Consider the following 19,920-nt stretch of genomic DNA (forward strand, 5'->3'; position numbering starts at 1 on the left):
CACCAGGCCCACGTACAGCGACACCACGAGCAGGCCGGTTCCGCGCCGTTCGAACCCGCGCCGCGCACTGCCGAGGATCTGGCCGAGCACCAGCGTCAGCCCGAGCGCCAGGAAGGGCGCCAGCGGGGTCGCGTAGAAGTAGTACATCTGCCGGTTGATATTGGTGAACCAGGGCAGGTAACCCGCGAAGTACCCGACCAGCACCACCGCATAGCGCCAGTCGAAGCGGAACAGCCAGCGCCACAGGCCCCAGCCGAGCATCGGGAAGGCCAGCCACCAGGTGGCCGGGGTGCCGATCAGCATGGTGGCCTGCACGCAGTCGTTGGTGCCGCAGGCGCTGGAGCCGGACTCGTAGTAGTAGAGCATCGGCCGCAGCCCCATCGGCCAGGTCCACGGCTTCGACTCCCAGGGATGGGGGTCGTTCTTGGGCGTGACCAGGGTTTCGTGGAAGTGCAGCACGTTCATCGAGTAGTCGCCGAGCGAACGCAGTGCCGGCGGCACCCAGCCCCAGAAGCCGGGTGAGATGTCCTTGATCTCGGTGTAGTGCCGGTCGGTCGCCGATTCGCTGGCGAACCAGGCCCACCAGCTGGCCAGGTACATCAGGGCCGGGAGGGCGACCAGCGCCCACAGCGCCGGGGCCACGTCACGCCGGAGTGTGCCCAGCCACGGGCGCGGAACCCCGGCGGCCCGGCGGGCGGCCACGTCGAGGAAGACGATCAGCAGCCCGAAGAACGCCATGTAGTACAGGCCGGACCATTTGATCGCGAAGGTGAGCCCCACGAACACGCCGGTCGCGAACCGCCACCACCGGAAGCCCAGCCGCGGCCCCCACGGCGACTCGTCGGCCCAGCCCTCGCGCACCGCGACCGCGAGCCGCTCCCGCACCTGATCCCGGTCCTTCAGCAGGCAGGTGAACGCGGCCAGGGTGAACAGCGCGATGAAGATGTCCAGCATCCCCATGCGGGACTGGATGAACAGCACCCCGTCGCAGACCACCAGGATGCCCGCGATCCCGCCGAGCAGGGTGGAGCGGGTGAGCCTGCGGGCGGCCCGCACGGTCAGCACCACGATGATCGTGCCCGCCACCGCCGAGCTGAACCGCCAGCCCCAGCCGTTGTAGCCGAACGCCCACTCGCCGAGCGCGATCAGCTGCTTGGCCAGCGGCGGGTGGACGACCAGTTCGTAGCCGGCGTTGTCCTCGAACCAGCCGTTGCGCAGCATCTGCCACGCCTGGGGCACGTAGTGCTTCTCGTCGAAGACCGGGGTTCCCTTGTCGGTGGGGAACCCCAGGTTCTGGAACCGGGTGATGGCCCCGAGCAGGCCGAGTGCGAGCGTGACCAGCCAGCCGCGGAGCCGGTCGGTCGGCATCGGGCGGCCGAGCAGGGTGGCCTCGCGGTCCGTCGGCGGAGGAGGTGCCTTCACCGGATCGTGTGGGCGGGTCAGCAGGGCGGTCACGCTGACTGATCCTAGGGGGGAGGCGGTGAGTTCCGCGCCAACCTGGGGCGATCCGGACGGGTGGGCGCGAACGTGTCACGACGAAGCGGGCACTTTAGGGTGAGTGCATGCCGCTCGTCCTCGCCGCGACCCCGCTCGGGGACTCGCGCGACGCCTCACCGCGCCTGGTCACCGCATTGGCCGAGGCCGATGTCATCGCCGCCGAGGACACCAGGAGGCTGCGCGCGCTCGCCGCGGCCCTCGACGTCACTCCGCGTGGCCGCGTGGTCAGTTTCTACGAGGACGTCGAGACGGCCCGGCTGCCGAAGCTGCTCGAAGCCCTGCACGCGGGCGAAACCGTGCTGCTGGTGACCGACGCGGGCATGCCGAGCGTGTCGGATCCGGGGTACCGCCTCGTCGCGGCCTGCGTGACCGAGGACCTGCCCGTCACCTGTCTGCCGGGACCGTCCGCGGTCACCACCGCGCTCGCCGTTTCCGGCCTGCCCAGCGACCGGTTCTGCTTCGAGGGCTTCGCCCCCCGCAAACCGGGGGAGAAGGCGAGGTGGTTCGCGCAACTGGCCACCGAGCCGCGGACCGTGGTCTTCTTCGAATCCCCGCACCGCTTGGCCGCCACGCTCGGCGAGGCCGCACAGGCGCTGGGTGAGCGTCGTGCCGCGGTGTGCCGGGAACTCACCAAGACCTACGAGGAGGTCAAGCGGGGCACTCTGGGCGAACTGGCCGCGTGGGCCGGGGACGGGGTGCGCGGCGAAATCACCGTCGTCCTCGAGGGCGCGCAGCGGCGCGAGGTGAGCGTCGGGGACCTGGTCGCCGAGGTGGCCGCCCGGGTCGAGGCCGGGGAGCGGCTCAAGTCCGCCGCGGCCGAGGTCGCGGTAGAGGCCGGGGTGTCGAAGAAGGAGCTGTACGACGCCGTGCTCGCCGCGCGGCGGGGCTGATCATCGTCCGCGGGCCAGCAGGGCCTCCAGCGGGGCGGCCTTGTGCAGGCACTCCTGCCATTCCCGTTCCGGATCCGAGTCGGCGGTGATGCCGCCGCCGACGCCGAGGGCGACTCGGCCGTCCCGGATCTCGAGGGTGCGGATCGCGACGTTGAGTTCCAGGCCCGCGACGGGCGAGACGAGGCCGACGGCGCCGGTGTACACGCCGCGGGCGGCGGGTTCGAGTTCGGCGATGAGGTCGAGCGCGCGGATCTTCGGCGCACCGGTGACCGAGCCGGGCGGGAAGGCGGCCCGCAGCAGGTCCTCGTCGGTCCGGCCCGCGGCCAGCTCACCCTCCACCGTGGATTCCAGATGCCAGACCCCGGGCGCGGGGCGGACGGTGAGCAGGTCCGGTACCCGCACGCTGCCCACGGTGCAGACCCGGCCGAGGTCGTTGCGGACCAGGTCGGTGATCATCACGTTCTCCGCGACGTCCTTCGCGGACCTGCGAAGGCGCTGCCGCAGCTCGTCGTCTTCCGGGCCGCGCCGGGGCAGGGTGCCCTTGATCGGGACCGACCGCACCCGGTTGCCGTGGCGGGACAGGAAAAGCTCCGGGGAAAACGAGACGACCGCGCCCCAGTCCCCGGAGAGGCAGGCGGCCCGGCTGGGAGCGAGCGTCCGGACACCCTCGGCGAACAGCGCGGCAGGAGAGCCGCGGAACTCGCCGGTGAACCGGGTGCAGATGTTGGCCTGGAACAGTTCCCCGGCCTCGATCGCGTGGACGCAGGCCTTGACCGCGTCGTGGTGCGGCAACGGCCTGTCGAGCGTGACCGGCGTCCAGCCGGACGTCGGCGCCGGGCGGGTCAGCAGGTCTTCGAACTCCGCGCGCAGAGCGTCGGGATCGGGTTCCTCGTCGGGTACCAGCGCTTCGAACCACCACTGGTCGTCATGGTCCTGGCGCAGTACGTGACCGGCCCAGCCCCACACCGCGTGTGGAATCCCGGTGGAGCGCCCGGACGGATCGGCCAGGTCGTAGGAAAGGCAGCCGAACCAGCCGCCGCCGACCGCCCCCGGCATCGCGCCGCGCACCTCGCCCATGGGGCGCAGTGGGGCGAAGGGGTCCGCGGCGGGGACCGCGCGGACGGCGGGGGCCAGCACGGCCCGTGAACCGAACCAGTCCCCGCAGAGCGCGGCGGCCGTGCCCACCCCCAGTGCGTGGGCGCGTTCGTCGAGCAGTTCGAGCACCTCGCCGGCCGCCCGCTCACCCTTGAGTCGTCTCGTCACCAACCGCACGGTTCATTGTGGCCCGGGCCTGCTGCGGGACCCCCGGGAAGTCACCGAGGCCACACGGGGATCCCGCAGGCCCGCGGTCAGTTGCGGTTCATGGTGAAGTCGGTGCCGTCGCTGGCGATCGAACTCGGGCTCCAGGTGTAGATGCCCTGGTCGTCCGCGTCGAGGCCGGACGGGTTGGTGGAGGCCAGGTTGGTGCCGTTGAACTTCACCCCGGTGAACTGGATGCCGCCGTTGATGTCGGGGTAGGAGTCGGTGGGCGATTCGATGATCGCCTCAGCCGAGGAGTGCTGCGAGGTCAGCGACTTCGAGACGCTCTTCGACCAGCCCTTGGTGGTGTCGCTGATGGTCAGCTGGTAGGTGTTGGTGCCGGTACGGGTGACGGTCGCGGTGATGTGGTCGCCCGCGCTCACCGCGTTGCTGTAGTACACCGGGGCGGCCGGATACATCTCGTACCACGCCTGGTACACCGGGGAGCCGCTCGAACAGTCGGTGGCCACGCCGGTCTGCTCCACCGTCGAGGACCCGTCGCCGTCGATGCCGACCCAGGGGGCGAAGAGATCGTTGGTCGAGTTGCAGGTCACCGAGGGTTCGACCCAGCTCGCCGTGGCCGTGGTGAAGCTGCCGAAACTCACGTAGCCGCCCCAGTTCCCGCCCGAGAAGTTGTGGGCGCCGAAGACGGGGCCGGTGGCGGTGGCGGTTCCGGTGAGGGCGGCGGAGGCGACGGCGAGAACGGAGAACAGGCTCGCACCCTGAGCGAGGCGTTTCATGGCGGATCCAATCGGTTCGACGGTGGGGACCAGTGCGTGATCGGAAGTGCACCGCCGGTAAGTATCAAGATGAAAATTCCTCACGAGTAGCTACTTTTGGCGCAAAAAACACCCCCAACCCCAGGTCAAGTCCAGGTAAAGCGGTGCGCCTCGATGTGAGCCGTGAAGGGTCCCTTCACAGTCGAATCGACTGTGAAGGGACCCTTCACGGCGATACGCGGTCCCCTGCGGCGGGGTCAGCCCTGCTTCGGCACCGCGTCGACGAACTGGGTGGTGTAGGTCTTCGACAGATCGATCGAGTCCTTGCGCGGCTGCACGTTCTTCGAGAATCCGGCGAGCACGTTCAGCACGTTCTTGGCGCCGTCGGCGTCCATCCGGCCGTCGGCGTTGAACATCCCGATACTGTCCTTTATGGACTGGACGTACAGCGCCTGGTTCCCGCCGCTGTAGGAGGCGGGCATCTTCGCCGCGATCTCCTCGGGAGAGTGCGTGGCGATCCAGTGCAGCGTGGCCACGAACGCGTTGGCGAGCTTCTGCACCACGTCGCGGTTCTTCTGCACGAAGTCGCAGTTGAGGTACAGGGAGCTCGCCGGGTACAGCCCGCCGAGGGCGGACCGGGTGCCCTCGGCGGTGCGCAGGTCGTAGAGCACCTTGGCCTTGCCCGAATTGACCAGCGTCGCGATGGTCGGGTCGGTGGTCATGCCCGCGTCGATCCCGCCGTTGTCGACGGCGGCGATGAAGGTCTGCCCGGCGCCCACCTTGACCGGCGTGAACTCCTCGGCACCGACTCCGGCCTTGCCCGCCAGTGCCTTGGTGAGGAAGTCGGTGGACGAACCGAGCGAGGTGATGCCCATCTTCCTGCCGCGGAAGTCCGCCGCGCCGCGGATCTTGTCGGCGTTGGCGGTGCCGACCACCACCGCTTCACCCGGGATGTTGGCCAGCTGCACCACGCTGGTGATGCACTGGTTCTTCGCCTGCAGGTCGATCGTGTGGTCGTAGAACCCGACCACGCCCTGCACCTGGCCCGCCACCAGTGCGGTTTCCGCGTTCGCCCCCGACTGTTCGCTCTGCAGGTCGACGTCGAGGCCTTCCTTTTCGAAACCGCCGAGCTGCTGGGTCAGCATCGCCGGAAGGTAGATCACCTTCTCCAGGCCCCCGACCATGATCGTGACGTGCGGCCTGCCGTTGGCGCCCTGGCTGACCCCGGGCGAACTCTGGCAGGCGGTCGTCCCGGTGACGACCATGGCGAGCGCGAGCACGCCGGTGGCGATCTTCGAAATCCTCATTGATTCTTCGATCCTTTCACAGCCCGGAAGCGGTCTGACGGGAAACGGAGGGACGCCAGCGCAGGAGCCGGTTTTCCAGATGCCCGATGCCCCATTCGGCGAGCAGGGCGACGACGGTGATCACGATCATCCCGGCGTAGATGCCCGCCGAATCGAAGGTGCCCTGCGCGTTGGCGATGAGGAAACCCATGCCTGCCTTGGCTCCGGTGTACTCCCCGACGACCGCGCCGATGAGGGCGAAGCCGAACGCGGTGTGCAGCGAGGACAGGATCCACGATGTGGCGCTGGGCAGCACGATGGACCAGAGCACCTGCAACCTGCTCGCGCCGAGGATCCGCGCGTTGTCGATCAGGTTGCGGTCGACCTCGCGGGCGCCGGTGAAGGCGTTGAAGAACACCGCGAAGAACACCAGCACGAACACGGTGGCCACTTTGGACGGCAGGCCGAGCCCGAACCAGAGCAGGAACAGCGCGGCGAGCACGATGCGCGGCACCGCGTTGGCCGCCTTGATGAACGGGGCGAGCACGTCGGCCAGGTACTGGCTGCGGCCGAGGATCACGCCGAGCACCACCCCGGCCACCGCGCCGAGCGCGAAGCCGAGCACGGCCTCTTCGACGGTCACCCAGATCTGGTACCAGATCGAGCCGAAGTCGGTGCCGGTGGTGAACCAGCCGACCAGCCGGTGCCAGATGTTCGACGGTTTGGAGTACAGGAACGGGTCGATCCACAGGGTCGCGGCGAGTTCCCAGCTGCCGAGCCAGGCCACCACGATCGCCAGGCGCAGCAGCCAGGTGTTGATCCGGCGGCGCCGGTGCGCGGCGCGCTGCGCGTCGAGAATCCGCTGTTCGGTTTCCTCGGTGCCGACGGCAGGGGAAACCTCGGTGTCAAGCGACATCGGTGCGACCTCCCGCACGGGACTTCTCCACCTCGGTGCGCAATGATTCCCACACCTCGCGGTAGATCGCGAGGAACTCTTCGGTGAGCCGGAGTTCTTCGACCCTTCGCGGCCGGGGCAGACCGACGTCGAAGACGTCCTTGACGGTGGCGGGACTCGCGGTCAGCACCACGACCCGGTCGGCCAGCGCGACGGCCTCCTCCAGGTCGTGGGTCACGAAGATCACCGCGGCGCCGGTCCCCGACCACAGCCGCAGCAGCTCGTCCTGCATCAGGGCGCGGGTCTGCACGTCGAGCGCGGAGAACGGTTCATCCATCAACAGGATCCGCGGGCTGGTGACGAGGGTCTGCGCGAGCGCGACGCGTTTGCGCATGCCTCCGGAAAGCTGGTGCGGATAGTACTTTTCGAACCCGGCGAGGCCGACCCTGGAGATCCAGTCGGCGGCCTGCTCCCGAGCCTCGGCCTTGGGCACGCCACGGAACCTCGGTCCGGAGGCGACGTTGTCGAGCACCGAGCGCCACGGCATCACGGCGTCGGTCTGGAACATGTAGCCCACACCGTCCGGAATGGACTCGACGGGCCTGCCGTGCACGCGGACCTGGCCCGCCGAAGGCGGTTGCAGTCCGGAGACCAGGGACAGGGTGGTCGACTTGCCGCAGCCGGTGGGACCGACGACCGCGACGAACTCGCCCGGGCGCACCGCCAGGGTGAGGTCGGAAACCGCGGTGTGCACCGAACCGGTTCCGCTCGGGAACCTCTTGGTGGCACCGATCAGTTCGATCAGTGGTGGGGACATCGGGTGACTCCTTCGTCACTCGTGCGCTGATCAGGGGGTGCGAGGGACATTAAGAGCCGCCCCGGCGGCCGGGAAGCTTGTCCGCGTTCTGCTTGGGTGCTGTTCGTTCTTCACGTTTAGCTCGTTTTGCTCGGGTCCTTGCGGGCCGGGATCCGGGGGGTACCGTTCCCCGCATGGCAGACACGGGTGTCTTCCGCCGCATGCGGTTTTCGCGCCAGATCCTGATCCTGCAGACCGGGGTCGTGGTGCTGGTGCTCGTCATCGGGCTCGCGCTGGTGAGCTGGCTGCTGTGGGGGACGCTGCGGGACCAGTACGGGCAGCGGGCACTCGCGATCGCCCGGGCCGTTTCCAGCGATCCCGTCGTGGTGGCGAACGCGGCGGACCGGCACCCGGGCGATGATCTGGAGCAGCGGGTCCGGGCCGTCACCGACCAGACCGGCGCGCTGTTCGTGGTGATCACCGACGACCACGGCATCCGGCTCGCGCACCCCGATCCCGCCGCCGTCGGCAAACGGGTCAGCACCGATGCCTCGGCGGCGCTGGGCGGCCGGGAGGTGGTCAGCTCGGTGCAGAAGGGCACCCTCGGCCTGTCCGTGCGCAGCAAGACGCCCATCCGTGCGGTCGGCGGGCAGGTCGTTGGCGAGGTGAGCGTCGGCTACGAGATCGGTGCGCCGGTCGGGGAACTGGTGCGGCTGATCACGATCAGCCTGGTGTTCGCGGCGGGCGCGCTGGCACTGGGCGTGGGGGCCTCGGCCCTGCTGACACGCCGGTTGAACCGGCTCACCCATGGTCTCGAACCGCACGAGCTGACCGAACTGCTGTACGAGCGGGAGGCCGTGTTGCACGGCATCGGTGAGGGCATGCTCGCGGTGGACGCGGCGGGCCGGGTTTCGGCGCGGAACGACGAAGCCGAGCGCCTGCTGGGAAAGCCGCTCCCGGTGGGGGCGCCAGTGTCCGGATTGGACCTTTCCCCCAGGCTCGGCAAGGCGGTCGAGGAGCGGCAACCCGTGGACAATCTCCTCGCCGTGGCGGGGAACCGGGTGCTCGTGGTGAACTCGCGAGCGGTGCGCCGGGACGACCGTGATCTCGGCACCGTGCTGACCCTGCGGGACCGCACGGATCTCGACGCACTGACCCGGGAGCTCGACGCGGTCCGGTCCCTTTCGGACGGTCTGCGGGCCCAGCGGCACGAGTTCAGCAACCGCCTCCACACGCTGTCGGGGTTGTTGCAGCTGGGGCACCACGGCGAGGCGGTCGAGTACCTGCAGACGCTGACGGAGACCGCGATCGCGCTTCCCGCCACGATCGGCGAATCGGTGGCGGACCCCTACCTTCAGGCGCTGCTCGCGGCGAAGATCGAACAGGCCGGGGAGAAGGGCGTGACCCTGTGTCTGTCCGACGATTCGTACGTGGCCAGCCCGGTGAGCGACCCGATCACGGTGAGCACCGTCGTCGGCAACCTGCTGGACAACGCCCTGCACGCGGCCAGGATGGGGCCTCGACGGCCCGCCTCGGCCGAGATCGCCCTGCTGGAGGAGGGAACCAGCCTGCATGTGTCCGTTGTGGACAGCGGGTCCGGGGTGAGCGGGGAACTGCGCGAGACGCTGTTCGACGAGGGCGTGTCGACCAAGCTCGCGCCGGGCCACGGGCTCGGGCTGGCGCTGGCCAGGCAGGCGGCCCGCGTCCGCGGCGGTGACGTGTGGCTCGCCGATCCCGGCGGTGCGGAGTGGGGCGCGCTGTTCGTCGCGGCCTTGCCGGGACTGTTGGACCAGGGAGGAAACTCGTGATTCGCACACTCATCGTGGACGACGACTTCCGGGTCGCCGGGGTGCACGCCGGTTTCGTCGAGGAGGTGCCGGGATTCGCCGTGGCGGGGATCGCGCACACCGCGGCCGAGGCCAGGGCGCGGGTGCGTGAGCTGGCACCGGATCTGGTCCTGCTGGACGTGTACCTGCCGGACGAGTCCGGGCTGAGCCTGCTCACCGAACTGCCGGTGGACACGATCATCCTGTCCGCGGCGGCGGACACCCGGTCGATCCGGGCCGCGCTCCGTGCCGGGGCACTGAACTACCTGATCAAGCCGTTTTCCACCCGGCAGTTCGCCGAACGGCTGAACGGGTATGCGCGATACCGCAGGCTGGTGGCCGAGGAACGCAACCTCGCCCAGTCCGACGTCGACCGTCTCTTTCGGACCCTCCACGAGCAGGACCGGGCCGTGGCCGCGAAGGGGCAGTCGAGTGCGACCGCGCGGCTGGTGTCCGAACACCTGCGCCGGGCGGCGCGGCCGTTGTCGGCGGCCGAGATCGCGGGGGAACTCGGCGTCGCGCGCGCGACCGCCCAGCGCTACCTGACCGCGCTCGCCGAGGCAGGCGCGGTGGAGATGCGCCTGCGCTACGGCGCCACCGGCCGCCCCGAACACGAGTACACCTGGCGTTCCCCCGCCCGTCAGCCGAAGGCAGTGTCGTGAGGGGCCGTGAGAGATCCCCTTACGGCCTTCGTCGGGGCAGGCGTACGCGCACGAAGGCGAGCGTGGCGACCAGGGCGAGGCACCAGAGGATGCCGGTGCCGAGCCAGCCGTCGTCCTCGCCCAAACTCGGATCCTGCACCATGCCGATGGTGGACAGGAGTGCGAGGAGGACCAGCGCGACGGCCAGTGTGCCGGACAGCATCCGCTTGACCTTGCCGGGTGCGGTCGCGGTGTTCACCGTCACCGGCGCGGCCACGACGGGGCGCCGCGGAATGGCTTCGGGCGCCCGGGCGGGCAAGGACGGCGTCCTGTTGCTCCGGCAGCGCGTCGGCGAGAGCCGTGAGCGTCGCGGAATCCCGGCCCCACACCGAATAGGAGGCGGTCGCCGTGTAGGAGTAACCGCCTTCTTGACGCAGGCTGCGGAACAGTTCCCGCTCCAGCAGCAGGGCCAGCAGGCGGCCGGCCATGCCGCGCCGGATCACCGACTCGACGAACACCCGGCCCGTACCGGACTCGATGTACCCGGCGGAGGCCACCACCGGCCGCGGTTCCGGCGCGGGGCGCCGCGCCCCCTCGGGCAGCGGCAGGTCCAGCTCGGCCGGCACCCGCTCGCCGGCGATCCACAGAACCGCGTTCTGCCTGGTGAACCACGACTCCGCCCAGGAGCGGACGTCCTCGGCCGAGATGCGGCCCACGCCGTACTCCGGGTACCCGGTCAGGCCGTATCCCTGCGCGCCGTAACGGATCCGGGCGAGCCTGTCGAGCGCACCGGAGGCCCGCGCGGCACCTTCCGTGCGCAGGATCGCCCGTTCCGTCTCCAACCGGTCCAGCGGGAGATCGGCCAGCCCGGTGCACACGCCGTGGAGGAAGGTGCTGATCTCGCTGTCCGAACCCGTCGCGAAGAACTGCGTGGCCACGGCGCTGGTCAGTCCGTTCGAGTGGTATTCGGTGAGCCCGAACCGGTGCAGCGCCAGATGCTCGACCATATGCGTGATGCCGCTGGTGGACAGCCGCTCGTCGGCGCGGCCGACCCGGAACTGCAGGCCGGCCCGGGTGGGACCGGACCGTTTGACGAAGACGGCCTGGACCCCGTCGATCTCGATCTGCTCGATCATGTTCCTCAGCCCTTCGCCAGTGCGGCCGCGCGATGCCGTTCGAATGCGGCCGCCGGGTCGCCGAAGTAGGCCCACGGCCACCGGGACGCCAGGTTGCCCACCGCCCGGAAGTGCTCGGCGGCCCGGGGAAGGTCGCCGATCAGGCTGAACGCGGCGGCGAACGTGTTGTGCAGCGAGACCCAGCCGAGCCGCCGTTCGAAGGCGGGATTGAGGACCGACCACGCGGCCGCGTCCACGATCTCCTGGTGCACCTCGGGTTGCCGGAGGTAGGCCGGCCCCTGCCGCTCGCCGTCACCCCCGTCCCGGAATTCGAGCCAGCGTTCCAGGTGCCATTCGGCGATCAGCACCCCGGTCGGGCTGCCCGGCGGTGCGGCACCGACGGATTGCCGGGTGAACGACTGGACGTCCTCCCACGAACCTCCCCATTTCGGGCACAACTGCTGGAGCAGGGAACGCTGGGCGGCGAGCAGGTTCGGCTGGTGCTCGGCGAGCCGCGCGTAGCGGCGGCGCGCCTCGCTCTGCCCCAGCTCCAGGCCCATGGCCGTGGGGAGCCGCGCGGCCCAGGCCAGGTAGTTCTCCGGCTCGCGGGCGGTCACGTCGATCAGCAGTTGCTCGGCCTGGCGGAGGTGGTCGTGGAAGACCGCGAACTGCGCGGTGCTCACGTGGCGGGCACGGGCCGCGGTTCGGGCCGCCGAGCCGATATTGATGTGGCGCCACGCGAGCAAAACCCGGGAAAGGGTGTCGGCGGGGTGCCGGAAGGCGATTTCCCGGAACAGATTCTCCGAATTCGGAAAATCTCCCACGGTGGCGACCGCGAAAGCGCGGTCGTTCGCGTCGGCAAGGCCGTGCAGCGCTTCGGCGAGCGCGGCCCAATCACCGGCCTCGACCAGCCCGCGCCAGTGCGAGACCTCGGGATAGGCCACGTCCACGGTGAAAACCGGCGCGGGCAGGGGTTCGGTTGCCAAGGTGCGGCGTGCCATGCACCCTCGTCCTTCTCTCGAATGAAGCCAGGAATCGGCGGCCCGCGGAAAGGGAAGCCGGAAAAATGTTCGGCGCCGACTCGAAAGAAGCGCGAGTGATCCGGCCGACGGCGGTACAGTACCCCGCGCCCCCAGCGGATCGATGATCGACGGTTTGGTCCGCGCCTTTTGTTCCTTATGTTCCATTTTCCGCCGGTTGTCTCCACCTCCGCGATCGCGAGCGTGGGACGCGGGTTCTAGAGGAGGAGGTCGGCGAGGGTGAAGGGGTAGACGAGGGCGTCCAGGCCGATCGGGCCGTGCAGTCCCGAGGCTTCGCCGGGGCCGTGCTGGTGCACCCCGAGCCGGGGATGGAACCAGCCGGGCCTGCCCGGAATCCCGTTGTGCCTGCACACCCACAGCACCACGTCCTGGTCGGCCCATTTCGCGGGCCGGAGGGTGTTCAGCCACTGCTCGTGGGGGGCGTAGACCAGCACCCGGCGGATTCCGGCGGCGTGCCGCAACGTCCTGATCCAGGTCCTGATGAACCGGTCGCCCCCGGGCTGGGTCCCGACCGCCTCGACGTCCAGCGCGGGCGCGAGTGAGCCGGGCCCGAACACGCCGAGCTGCTTGCCCAGCCGGACACAGTGCTCGGCCTGGTCGGCGGCGGCCCCCGGCCGCGCGTAGTGCCGGATGCCGGTGCGGAGACCCGCTCCCTGTGCCGCCTCGATCTGTCGCCAGGCTCCGGTGTCGCTCCAGTTGACGTTTTCGGTGACGGTGATCGAGGCGAAGCTGACGTCGGCGGCCCGGACCGCGGCCCAGTCGGCCACGGTCGCGTGCAGCGACAGGTTGATGCCGCGCTCGGTACCGTCCTCGGTCATTCCACCCCCCGCACTCTCCGTGACGTCGTCGCGTCACTCTAGGTGGGAATGGCCCCGGACGCAGGATTGACGCGCGACCGCGCGCCGTTCACCACCTGGGGGGACGGCGGGGCGGCGGGCAACGCCCGACACCTGCACCGCTCAAGAACGTGCCTGACAGCCCCCGTAGGCTAATAAAGCATGAGCACCCCAGTGTTGACGGCGGTGGCCTGGCCCTATGCCAACGGCCCCCGCCACATCGGCCATGTTTCCGGCTTCGGCGTCCCGTCCGACGTCTTCTCGCGCTACCAGCGAATGGCCGGCAACCAGGTGCTCATGGTGTCCGGTACGGACGAGCACGGCACCCCCATCACCGTCCAGGCGGACAAGGAAGGGCTGACCCCGCAGCAGACGGCGGACAAGTACACCCGCCAGATCGCGCAGGACCTGCAGGGGCTGGGCCTGTCCTACGACCTGTTCACCCGCACCACCACCGGCAACCACGCCGAGGTGACGCAGCAGATCTTCCTCGCGCTGTACCGCAACGGCTACGTCGTGTCGAAGACCGGGACGGGCGCCATCAGCCCGTCCACCGGCCGCACCCTGCCCGACCGCTACATCGAGGGCACCTGCCCCATCTGCGGTTACGACGGTGCCCGCGGCGACCAGTGCGACAACTGCGGCAACCAGCTCGACCCGGCCGATCTGATCAACCCGCACTCGCGGATCAACGGCGAGACGCCGAAGTTCGTCGAGACCGAGCACCTGTTCCTGGACCTGCCCGCGTTCACCGAAACCCTCGGCAAGTGGCTGACCACCCGCACCGACTGGCGGCCCAACGTCCTCAAGTTCACCCAGAACCTGGTGGAGGACATGCGGCCCCGGCCGATCACCCGCGACCTCGACTGGGGTGTGAAGATCCCGCTCGACGGCTGGCGTGACCAGCCGCTCAAGCGGTTCTACGTCTGGTTCGACGCGGTGATCGGCTACTTCTCGGCGAGCGTGGAGTGGGCGCGCCGCAACGGCAGGCCCGATGCCTGGCAGCAGTGGTGGACCAACCCCGACGCCCGTGGCTACTACTTCATGGGCAAGGACAACATCACCTTCCACGCCCAGATCTGGCCGGCGCTGCTGCTGGGGCACAACGGTGCCGGTGACCGGGGTGGCGAGGCCGGCCCGTACGGCACGCTGAACCTGCCGGACGAGATCGTCTCCAGCGAGTTCCTCACCATGAGCGGCTCCAAGTTCTCCACCTCGCGCGGCACCGTCATCTACGTGCACGACTTCCTGCGCGAGTTCGGTCCGGACACCCTGCGCTACTTCATCTCGGTGGCCGGTCCCGAGACCCAGGACACCGACTTCACCTGGGACGAGTTCGTCCGCCGCACCAACTTCGAGCTCGCCAACGAGTGGGGCAACCTGGTCAACCGGTCCATCGCGATGGCGCACAAGAACAACGGTGCGATCCCGGCCCCGACCCGGGCCGCCGCCGCCGACGAGGAGCTCAAGGCGCTGTCGCGCAAGGCGTTCGAGACGGCGGGCGGGCACCTGCAGCGCTCCCGGTTCAAGCTGGCCGCGTCCGAGGCGATGCGGGTGGTGACCGCGGCGAACCGGTACCTGTCGGACCAGGAGCCCTGGAAGCTGAAGGACGACCCGGACCGCAGGGACGCGGTCCTGCACACCGCGCTGCAGGTCGTCTCGGACGCGAACACGCTGCTCACCCCGTTCCTGCCGCATTCGGCGCAGAAGGTGCACGAGGCGCTGGGCGGCACCGGGGTGTGGGCGGCGCAACCGCAACTGTCCGACGTCGAGGACCTCGACATCCCCGGCCGGATCAACCCGATCCTGACCGGCGACTACGCGGCCGAGCAGGCCCGGTGGGAGTCGGTGCCGATCGAGGTGGGCCGTCCGCTGGCCAAGCCGACGCCGCTGTTCGCCAAGCTCGACCCGAAGCTCGGCGAGACCGGCCCGGAATGGGCGCCCATTGAGCAGTAAGGCCGAGCGGCCACCGGTGCCGGAGCGCCTTCCGGCGCCGGTGGTCGACGCCCACACGCATCTGGACGCCTGCGGTGCGGTCACCGCCGCCGACGTCTCCGCGATGGTCGACCGCGCGCAGGCGGCCGGGGTGGACCGCGTGGTGACCGTCGCGGACGATCTCGCCGCCGCGAGGTGGGCCGCCGAAGCCTCCACATGGGACGCTCGGGTCTTCGCGGCGGTGGCGATCCATCCCACGCGCACCAAGGATTTCGGCGAGCCGGAACGGTCTGAAATAGAACGTCTGGCGCGGCGGGACCGGGTGGTGGCCATCGGTGAGACCGGACTCGACTACTACTGGGACTACGCCCCGCCCGCGGCGCAGCAGGAGGCGTTCCGCTGGCACATCGATCTCGCCAAGCGGGTGGGCAAGCCGCTGATGATCCACGACCGGGACGCGCACGAGGACGTGCTCCGGATCCTGGCCGAGGAGGGCGCGCCCGAGCGCGTGGTGTTCCACTGCTTCTCGGGAGACGCGGAAATCGCGCGACAGTGCGTGGACGCCGGGTATGTCCTGTCCTTCGCGGGCACCGTGACCTTCCGTAACGCCCATGCGTTGCAGGAGGCGGCCCGGTTGGTCCCTTCGGAGCAATTTCTCGTGGAAACGGATGCCCCCTTCCTCACTCCGCATCCGTTCCGTGGCAGGCCCAACGAGCCCTACTGCACGGCCTATACCGTGCGCTACCTTGCTGACCTGCGAGAACAGTCCGTGGAAGAGGTCGCTTCGGCGGCTTGCCGAAACGCCGAGCGCGTGTTTCGACTCCCTTCCGTCACATTGGGTTGAACGCATTGCGACATTCGAGGGGGCCGGGAGGCCGGCTGGGGGAGTGACGAACACCACGAGATTCCGGGGGGTGTTTGCGCAACCCGGTGACGTCCGTTACTGTCCCGTGATCGTACCGCCCGATTAATCGATCGGTACACATCCGCAGTCGAGTCAGTGCAGGTCGGGTTCGGGGATGACGCAGGCTGCGGGGCCGCTAGTGCGAAAGGGAACGACCTGCTGTGACTGCTGGTAGTAGACAGGCTCAGGCGCGCTTCGACGAGACGGTGGACTGGAACGGGTCCTCCCACGGCGGAGTGGGCACCCTGGACTGGCCGGGTCCGGACAACGACTGGGACTTCTCCGACGACCTCGCCATCACCGAGCACGACGTGCGCACGGTGCTGGGTCCCGACGCCGACGATCTGATGGCCGAAGCCGAGATCGATGTCGACGAGTTGATCCGGCTCATCAACGCCGAAACGACGATGCTGCCCACGCTCGCGCTCCCGGACGAGGTGTCCGAGGACCGCACGGCGAGCAGCGAGGCCGGCGAAGGCGAGGAGGAGCCTGAGCCGGCTCTGGTCTCGGCCGTGAAGACCTGGAAGCGGCGGTTCCTCCGCGGCTCGGTCCTGGCGCTGCTGATCAGCTTGACCGGTGGTGGTGCGGCCGCGCTGGCGATGAACAAGAGCGTGACCGTCGATGTCGATGGCCACACGCAGACGGTGCACAGCTTTGGCAAGACGGTCGGTGAGGTGCTGGCGGATGCCGGTCTCACCGTCGGTGAGCATGATGCGCTGTCCCCGTCGCCTCAGGCGCCGGTGGGTGACGGTGGTGTCATCAAGCTGGAGCGGGGTCGTCATCTGACGCTGGTGGTGGACGGTGTCGCGAGCGACTCCTGGGTCCGCGCGAACAACCTCGCCCAGGCGCTCGACCAGCTCGGGCTGGCCAACCACTTCGGTCCCGGCACCTGGTTCTCGATGCCGCAGGACGGTGAGCTGTCGCTTTCCGGCGCCACCGTCGAGGTCAAGACCCTCAAGCACGTCACCGTCTTCGACGGCGACTCCGCGCCCCGCCAGGTCACCTCGACCGCGGTCACGGCGGAGGAGTTCCTCAAGGAGCAGAGCCTCGCCCTGGGGCCGGACGACGCGGTCGATGGTGGTGTGCAGTTCAAGTTGGCCGATGGTGCCGAGGTGCACATCAGCCGTACCGGTGTTTCGGTGATCAACCAGGAAGAGGACATCGACCCGCCGGTTCAGCAGGTCAAGGATCCTTCGCTGGATGCGGGCAAGCAGGTCGTGGACGACCAGGGTGCGCCCGGCAAGCAGCTGGTGACCTACCGGATCACGAAGAAGAACGGTAAGGAAACCGCGCGGGAGCAGCTTTCGGTCAAGGTGCTGACCGACGCCAAGCCGAAGATCATCCGGATCGGCACCAAGCAGCCCGTCGTCAGCGACGGATCGGCCTGGGACCGCATCGCGTCGTGCGAGTCCGGCGGCAACTGGGCGATCAACACCGGCAACGGCTACTACGGCGGTCTCCAGTTCGACCAGCAGACCTGGCTCGCCTACGGCGGCGGGGCGTACGCCCAGTACCCGAACCAGGCCACCCGCGAGCAGCAGATCGCGATCGCCACCAAGGTGCGCGACGCGCGCGGCGGCTACAGCGCCTGGCCGGTCTGCGGCGCCCGGGCCTGATCCCGCGCCCTGAAGGTGACCTTCAGGGTCATGAACGCCCTCAAGGTCACCTTGAGGGCACCGGCCTGGTCGGCTCGGATCGAACTGACAGTAGAGTTCCGGGCGTGACTACGCTGCTCGGGCCCGCCGAGATCCGTGGGCTGGCCGCCGAGCTGGAGGTGCGGCCGACCAAGAAGCTCGGCCAGAACTTCGTGCACGACCCGAACACCGTCCGGCGGATCGTGGAACTGGCCGGGGTCGGCCCCGGCGACTCCGTACTGGAGGTCGGTCCCGGGCTCGGCTCGCTGACCCTGGGCCTGCTGGCCGCGGGGGCGCGGGTGTCGGCCGTGGAGATCGATCCGGTCCTGGCCGGGCGGCTGCCCGCCACCGCCGCCGAACACGCGCCCGAAGCGGCGTCGCGCCTGACCGTGCTGACCCGCGACGCGCTGAAGCTGCGGGCGGACGAACTGCCGGTACCGCCGTCCACCCTGGTCGCCAATCTGCCCTACAACGTGGCCGTGCCGGTGGTGCTGCACCTGCTGGCCGAGCTGCCCTCGTTGGCCAGTGCACTGGTCATGGTCCAGACCGAGGTCGCGGACCGGATGGCGGCCGGGCCGGGCAGCCGGATCTACGGGGTGCCGAGCGTGAAGCTCGCCTGGTACGGCCACGCGCGCAAGGTCGCCCCGGTGCCCCGCTCGGTGTTCTGGCCCGTGCCGAACGTCGATTCCGCGCTGGTGGCCTTCGAACGGGCCGCCGAACCCGTCTCGGCGGCCGATCGGGCGGCCGTGTTCGCGGTGATCGACGCGGCGTTCGCGCAGCGGCGCAAGACGCTGCGGGCCGCGCTCGCCTCGTGGGCCGGTTCGGCCGAGCGCGCGGGTGCGCTACTCCAAGCGGCGGGCGTCGATCCGGGCACGCGGGGGGAACAGTTGACGGTCGGTGATTTCGCCCGGATCGCGGAACGTGAGGCCTTACCTCCGTCCGTGTGACCTTCGTCTGTGATCTGTCCCGTGGGGCTTGCGCTTGCCTGGTCGCGTCCGTTCTACTCTTTACGTATCCATCCCGAGCGACTGAGAGACCTGGCTCGCCGAAGTCGCAGCAACCACCCGCCGGGCAGGTGCTACCGCCAGGATCGATGGAGGATTCTGTGTATCGCACGCGAATGCTCACCAGGCGCCGAGTCGTCGATGAGTGCCGCCGCAGCGTCTGCGCATGTCGTCGCTGACCGTTTTCACTAGCTGAAATTCGCTCACCCTTCGCCGACCGTCCACAATGGACGGTTCCTTGTGCTGACGACTGTTCGCGCCCGGATCTTGCCGGCGCTCGTCCTGTGGAGCCTGTTGTGATCACTCTCGAAAAGCTGACCAAGTCCTTTCCCGGCAATCCCTCTCCGGTGCTCGCTCTGCGGGAAGTGAGCCTCGAGATCGATGCCGGTTCGCTGTACGGCGTGTTCGGTCCCGCCGAGGCGGGGAAGTCGACGCTGGCCCGCTGCATCGCGTTGCAGGAAAAGCCGGACCGCGGGACGGTGCGGCTGGACGGGCTCAACACGGCCGCACTGGACGGCCGCAGGCTGCGCGAGGTGCGGCGCCAGGTGGCGGTGCTCAACCCGGTGCTGCACGAGGAGCGCACCGCGGCCGGGAACGTGGCCGCTCCGCTCGAACAGCTCGGGGTGGACGGCCCGCAGCGGCGCAGCCGTGTCGGACGGCTGCTCGACGTGGCCGGGCTGACGCAGCGTGCCGCGCAGCGGCCGGGTGAGCTGACCCCCGGGCAGCGGCGCCGGGTCGCGCTGGCGCGTGCCCTGGTCTCCGGGCCCGCCGTGCTGCTCGCCGACGACCCGACCGCCGGAGTGGCGCCGGAGGAGGCGGGCGGCGTGCTCGCCGTGCTCGACCGTGCCCGTGCCGAACTCGGGGTGACGGTGCTGCTGACGACGCAGGACGCCGGTGTGGTGCGCCGGGTCTGCGACGAGGTCGCGGTGCTGGACGCGGGCCAGGTCGTGGAGTCGGGCGCCCTGCTGAACCTGCTTGCCACCCCGCACAGCCGGATCGCCGACACCCTGCTGCCCGCCGTCGAGACGCCGCGCGCCCAGACCGCGGGCTACGAGCGGACGGCCGACGTGGTGCTGATCGGTTTCGCCGCCGTCGGTGCACTGCTGCCGGAGGCCTCCACCCGGTTCGACGTCGAGCTCGCCACCATCGGCGGCGGCCTGACCCGGGTCGGCGACACCCCGGTGGCGCGCTTCCGGGTCGGTGTGCGCGGCGGTCAGGCCGACGCGGCCCTGGCGTGGATCGGCGACCGCGGCGCCCACGTCACCCGGCTCGCCGACGGCCCGAAGCGCCTCGTCGCCGCCTGAGCCCCCTGCTCCTCCGGCACGGCCGTGAGGGTCCCCTCACGGCAAATACGACCAGGGCCCCGGCAAAGTCGGTCCTTGCATGGGCGAGTCCCACTCTCCGGCGCTTGTGTCCCACCTTCCGGCGGTTGTGTCCCACGTTCGGCCCGTACCGAAGGCGCCTTTCTCCGCGGTGACCCGCCTGCAAGCAGGGCTGCGCGGTGCCGTGAGGGGGGCCTTCACGGCACCCACCCCCACCTGAACGGGCAACTCACCGGCACGAAGGTGGGACACACCTGCCTGAGGTGGGACACGTGCGCACG

Annotated in this window: 17 protein-coding genes and 1 riboswitch; of the genes, 8 read left to right on the forward strand and 9 right to left on the reverse strand. The window is 69.7% G+C overall.

Going from position 1 to position 19,920, the window contains the following annotated elements; all coding sequences use genetic code 11:
* On the reverse strand, window positions 1-1,455 hold a 1,455-nt coding region (locus FNH05_RS11005; protein WP_144587251.1), incomplete at its 3' end, for a dolichyl-phosphate-mannose--protein mannosyltransferase.
* 107 nt (window positions 1,456-1,562) lie between these two features.
* On the opposite strand from FNH05_RS11005, the gene rsmI reads away from it, so the two are divergent.
* Entirely contained in the window at window positions 1,563-2,387 is an 825-nt protein-coding gene (gene rsmI, locus FNH05_RS11010; RefSeq protein ID WP_144587252.1) for a 16S rRNA (cytidine(1402)-2'-O)-methyltransferase, read from the forward strand.
* Here rsmI and FNH05_RS11015 read toward each other — a convergent pair whose 3' ends face one another.
* The 5 genes from FNH05_RS11015 to FNH05_RS11035 all read right to left on the reverse strand — a co-directional run bounded on the left by FNH05_RS11015 (window position 2,388) and on the right by FNH05_RS11035 (window position 7,403).
* Window positions 2,388-3,650: an aminodeoxychorismate synthase component I gene (locus FNH05_RS11015; RefSeq protein ID WP_144587253.1), complete on the reverse strand. Its 1,263-nt coding sequence runs from the start codon at window positions 3,648-3,650 to the stop codon at window positions 2,388-2,390.
* A gap of 86 nt (window positions 3,651-3,736) precedes the next feature.
* Window positions 3,737-4,426, reverse strand: a complete 690-nt coding sequence (locus FNH05_RS11020; RefSeq protein ID WP_144587254.1) for a G1 family glutamic endopeptidase — start codon at window positions 4,424-4,426, stop codon at window positions 3,737-3,739.
* Between the two features lie 236 nt (window positions 4,427-4,662).
* On the reverse strand, window positions 4,663-5,712 hold the full coding sequence (locus tag FNH05_RS11025; RefSeq protein WP_144587255.1) for an ABC transporter substrate-binding protein: 1,050 nt from the start codon (window positions 5,710-5,712) through the stop codon (window positions 4,663-4,665).
* Between the two features lie 16 nt (window positions 5,713-5,728).
* Window positions 5,729-6,607, reverse strand: coding sequence for an ABC transporter permease (locus FNH05_RS11030; RefSeq protein ID WP_144587256.1), 879 nt, complete (start codon window positions 6,605-6,607; stop codon window positions 5,729-5,731).
* The gene (locus FNH05_RS11035; protein ID WP_144587257.1) at window positions 6,597-7,403 is read right to left on the reverse strand and encodes an ABC transporter ATP-binding protein; all 807 of its coding nucleotides are present in this window, start codon (window positions 7,401-7,403) and stop codon (window positions 6,597-6,599) included. The genes FNH05_RS11030 and FNH05_RS11035 overlap by 11 nt, the downstream gene beginning before the upstream one ends.
* A gap of 173 nt (window positions 7,404-7,576) precedes the next feature.
* Here FNH05_RS11035 and FNH05_RS11040 point away from each other — a divergent pair, with 173 nt between their 5' ends.
* A complete protein-coding gene (locus tag FNH05_RS11040; RefSeq protein WP_425458436.1) occupies window positions 7,577-9,190 on the forward strand; it encodes a sensor histidine kinase in 1,614 nt (537 codons plus the stop codon).
* Entirely contained in the window at window positions 9,187-9,870 is a 684-nt protein-coding gene (locus FNH05_RS11045; RefSeq protein ID WP_144587258.1) for a response regulator, read from the forward strand. Before FNH05_RS11040 ends, FNH05_RS11045 begins: the two co-directional genes overlap by 4 nt.
* On the opposite strand, the gene FNH05_RS11050 is transcribed toward FNH05_RS11045, so the two are convergent.
* The 3 genes from FNH05_RS11050 to FNH05_RS11060 all read right to left on the reverse strand — a co-directional run bounded on the left by FNH05_RS11050 (window position 9,849) and on the right by FNH05_RS11060 (window position 12,822).
* A complete protein-coding gene (locus tag FNH05_RS11050; protein ID WP_144587259.1) occupies window positions 9,849-10,985 on the reverse strand; it encodes a peptidase M16 family protein in 1,137 nt (378 codons plus the stop codon). The genes FNH05_RS11045 and FNH05_RS11050 overlap by 22 nt on opposite strands.
* A 5-nt stretch (window positions 10,986-10,990) precedes the next feature.
* A complete protein-coding gene (locus tag FNH05_RS11055) occupies window positions 10,991-11,965 on the reverse strand; it encodes a hypothetical protein (protein WP_144587260.1) in 975 nt (324 codons plus the stop codon).
* A 236-nt stretch (window positions 11,966-12,201) separates the two neighbouring features.
* Window positions 12,202-12,822 (reverse strand): GH25 family lysozyme, encoded by a 621-nt coding sequence (locus tag FNH05_RS11060; RefSeq protein WP_144587261.1) that lies wholly within the window; start codon window positions 12,820-12,822, stop codon window positions 12,202-12,204.
* Between the two features lie 180 nt (window positions 12,823-13,002).
* On the opposite strand from FNH05_RS11060, the gene metG reads away from it, so the two are divergent.
* From metG to FNH05_RS11085, 5 genes are all read left to right on the forward strand, one after another.
* Window positions 13,003-14,796: a methionine--tRNA ligase gene (metG, locus tag FNH05_RS11065; RefSeq protein WP_144587262.1), complete on the forward strand. Its 1,794-nt coding sequence runs from the start codon at window positions 13,003-13,005 to the stop codon at window positions 14,794-14,796.
* Window positions 14,786-15,619, forward strand: coding sequence for a TatD family hydrolase (locus FNH05_RS11070; RefSeq protein WP_144587263.1), 834 nt, complete (start codon window positions 14,786-14,788; stop codon window positions 15,617-15,619). Before metG ends, FNH05_RS11070 begins: the two co-directional genes overlap by 11 nt.
* A 266-nt stretch (window positions 15,620-15,885) precedes the next feature.
* Entirely contained in the window at window positions 15,886-17,295 is a 1,410-nt protein-coding gene (locus tag FNH05_RS11075) for a resuscitation-promoting factor (RefSeq protein WP_144587267.1), read from the forward strand.
* A gap of 104 nt (window positions 17,296-17,399) precedes the next feature.
* Window positions 17,400-18,260, forward strand: coding sequence for a 16S rRNA (adenine(1518)-N(6)/adenine(1519)-N(6))-dimethyltransferase RsmA (gene rsmA / locus FNH05_RS11080; protein WP_144587264.1), 861 nt, complete (start codon window positions 17,400-17,402; stop codon window positions 18,258-18,260).
* Between the two features lie 65 nt (window positions 18,261-18,325).
* A riboswitch (SAM riboswitch) is annotated at window positions 18,326-18,413 on the forward strand.
* Window positions 18,414-18,613: 200 nt separating this feature from the next.
* Window positions 18,614-19,621 (forward strand): methionine ABC transporter ATP-binding protein, encoded by a 1,008-nt coding sequence (locus tag FNH05_RS11085; protein ID WP_144587265.1) that lies wholly within the window; start codon window positions 18,614-18,616, stop codon window positions 19,619-19,621.
* Window positions 19,622-19,920 lie beyond the last annotated feature (299 nt).

The organism is Amycolatopsis rhizosphaerae (assembly GCF_007713715.1).
Lineage (GTDB): Bacteria > Actinomycetota > Actinomycetes > Mycobacteriales > Pseudonocardiaceae > Amycolatopsis_E > Amycolatopsis_E rhizosphaerae.

Excerpts from the sequence above, each read along its gene's own strand:
- rsmI (WP_144587252.1), top strand. The coding sequence starts at position 1,563 with ATGCCGCTCGTCCTCGCCGCGACCCCGCTCGGGGACTCGCGCGACGCC.
- FNH05_RS11020 (WP_144587254.1), bottom strand. The coding sequence starts at position 4,426 with ATGAAACGCCTCGCTCAGGGTGCGAGCCTGTTCTCCGTTCTCGCCGTC.
- FNH05_RS11025 (WP_144587255.1), bottom strand. The coding sequence starts at position 5,712 with ATGAGGATTTCGAAGATCGCCACCGGCGTGCTCGCGCTCGCCATGGTC.
- FNH05_RS11030 (WP_144587256.1), bottom strand. The coding sequence starts at position 6,607 with ATGTCGCTTGACACCGAGGTTTCCCCTGCCGTCGGCACCGAGGAAACC.
- FNH05_RS11035 (WP_144587257.1), bottom strand. The coding sequence starts at position 7,403 with ATGTCCCCACCACTGATCGAACTGATCGGTGCCACCAAGAGGTTCCCG.
- FNH05_RS11040 (WP_425458436.1), top strand. The coding sequence starts at position 7,577 with ATGGCAGACACGGGTGTCTTCCGCCGCATGCGGTTTTCGCGCCAGATC.
- FNH05_RS11050 (WP_144587259.1), bottom strand. The coding sequence starts at position 10,985 with ATGATCGAGCAGATCGAGATCGACGGGGTCCAGGCCGTCTTCGTCAAA.
- FNH05_RS11055 (WP_144587260.1), bottom strand. The coding sequence starts at position 11,965 with ATGGCACGCCGCACCTTGGCAACCGAACCCCTGCCCGCGCCGGTTTTC.
- FNH05_RS11060 (WP_144587261.1), bottom strand. The coding sequence starts at position 12,822 with ATGACCGAGGACGGTACCGAGCGCGGCATCAACCTGTCGCTGCACGCG.
- metG (WP_144587262.1), top strand. The coding sequence starts at position 13,003 with ATGAGCACCCCAGTGTTGACGGCGGTGGCCTGGCCCTATGCCAACGGC.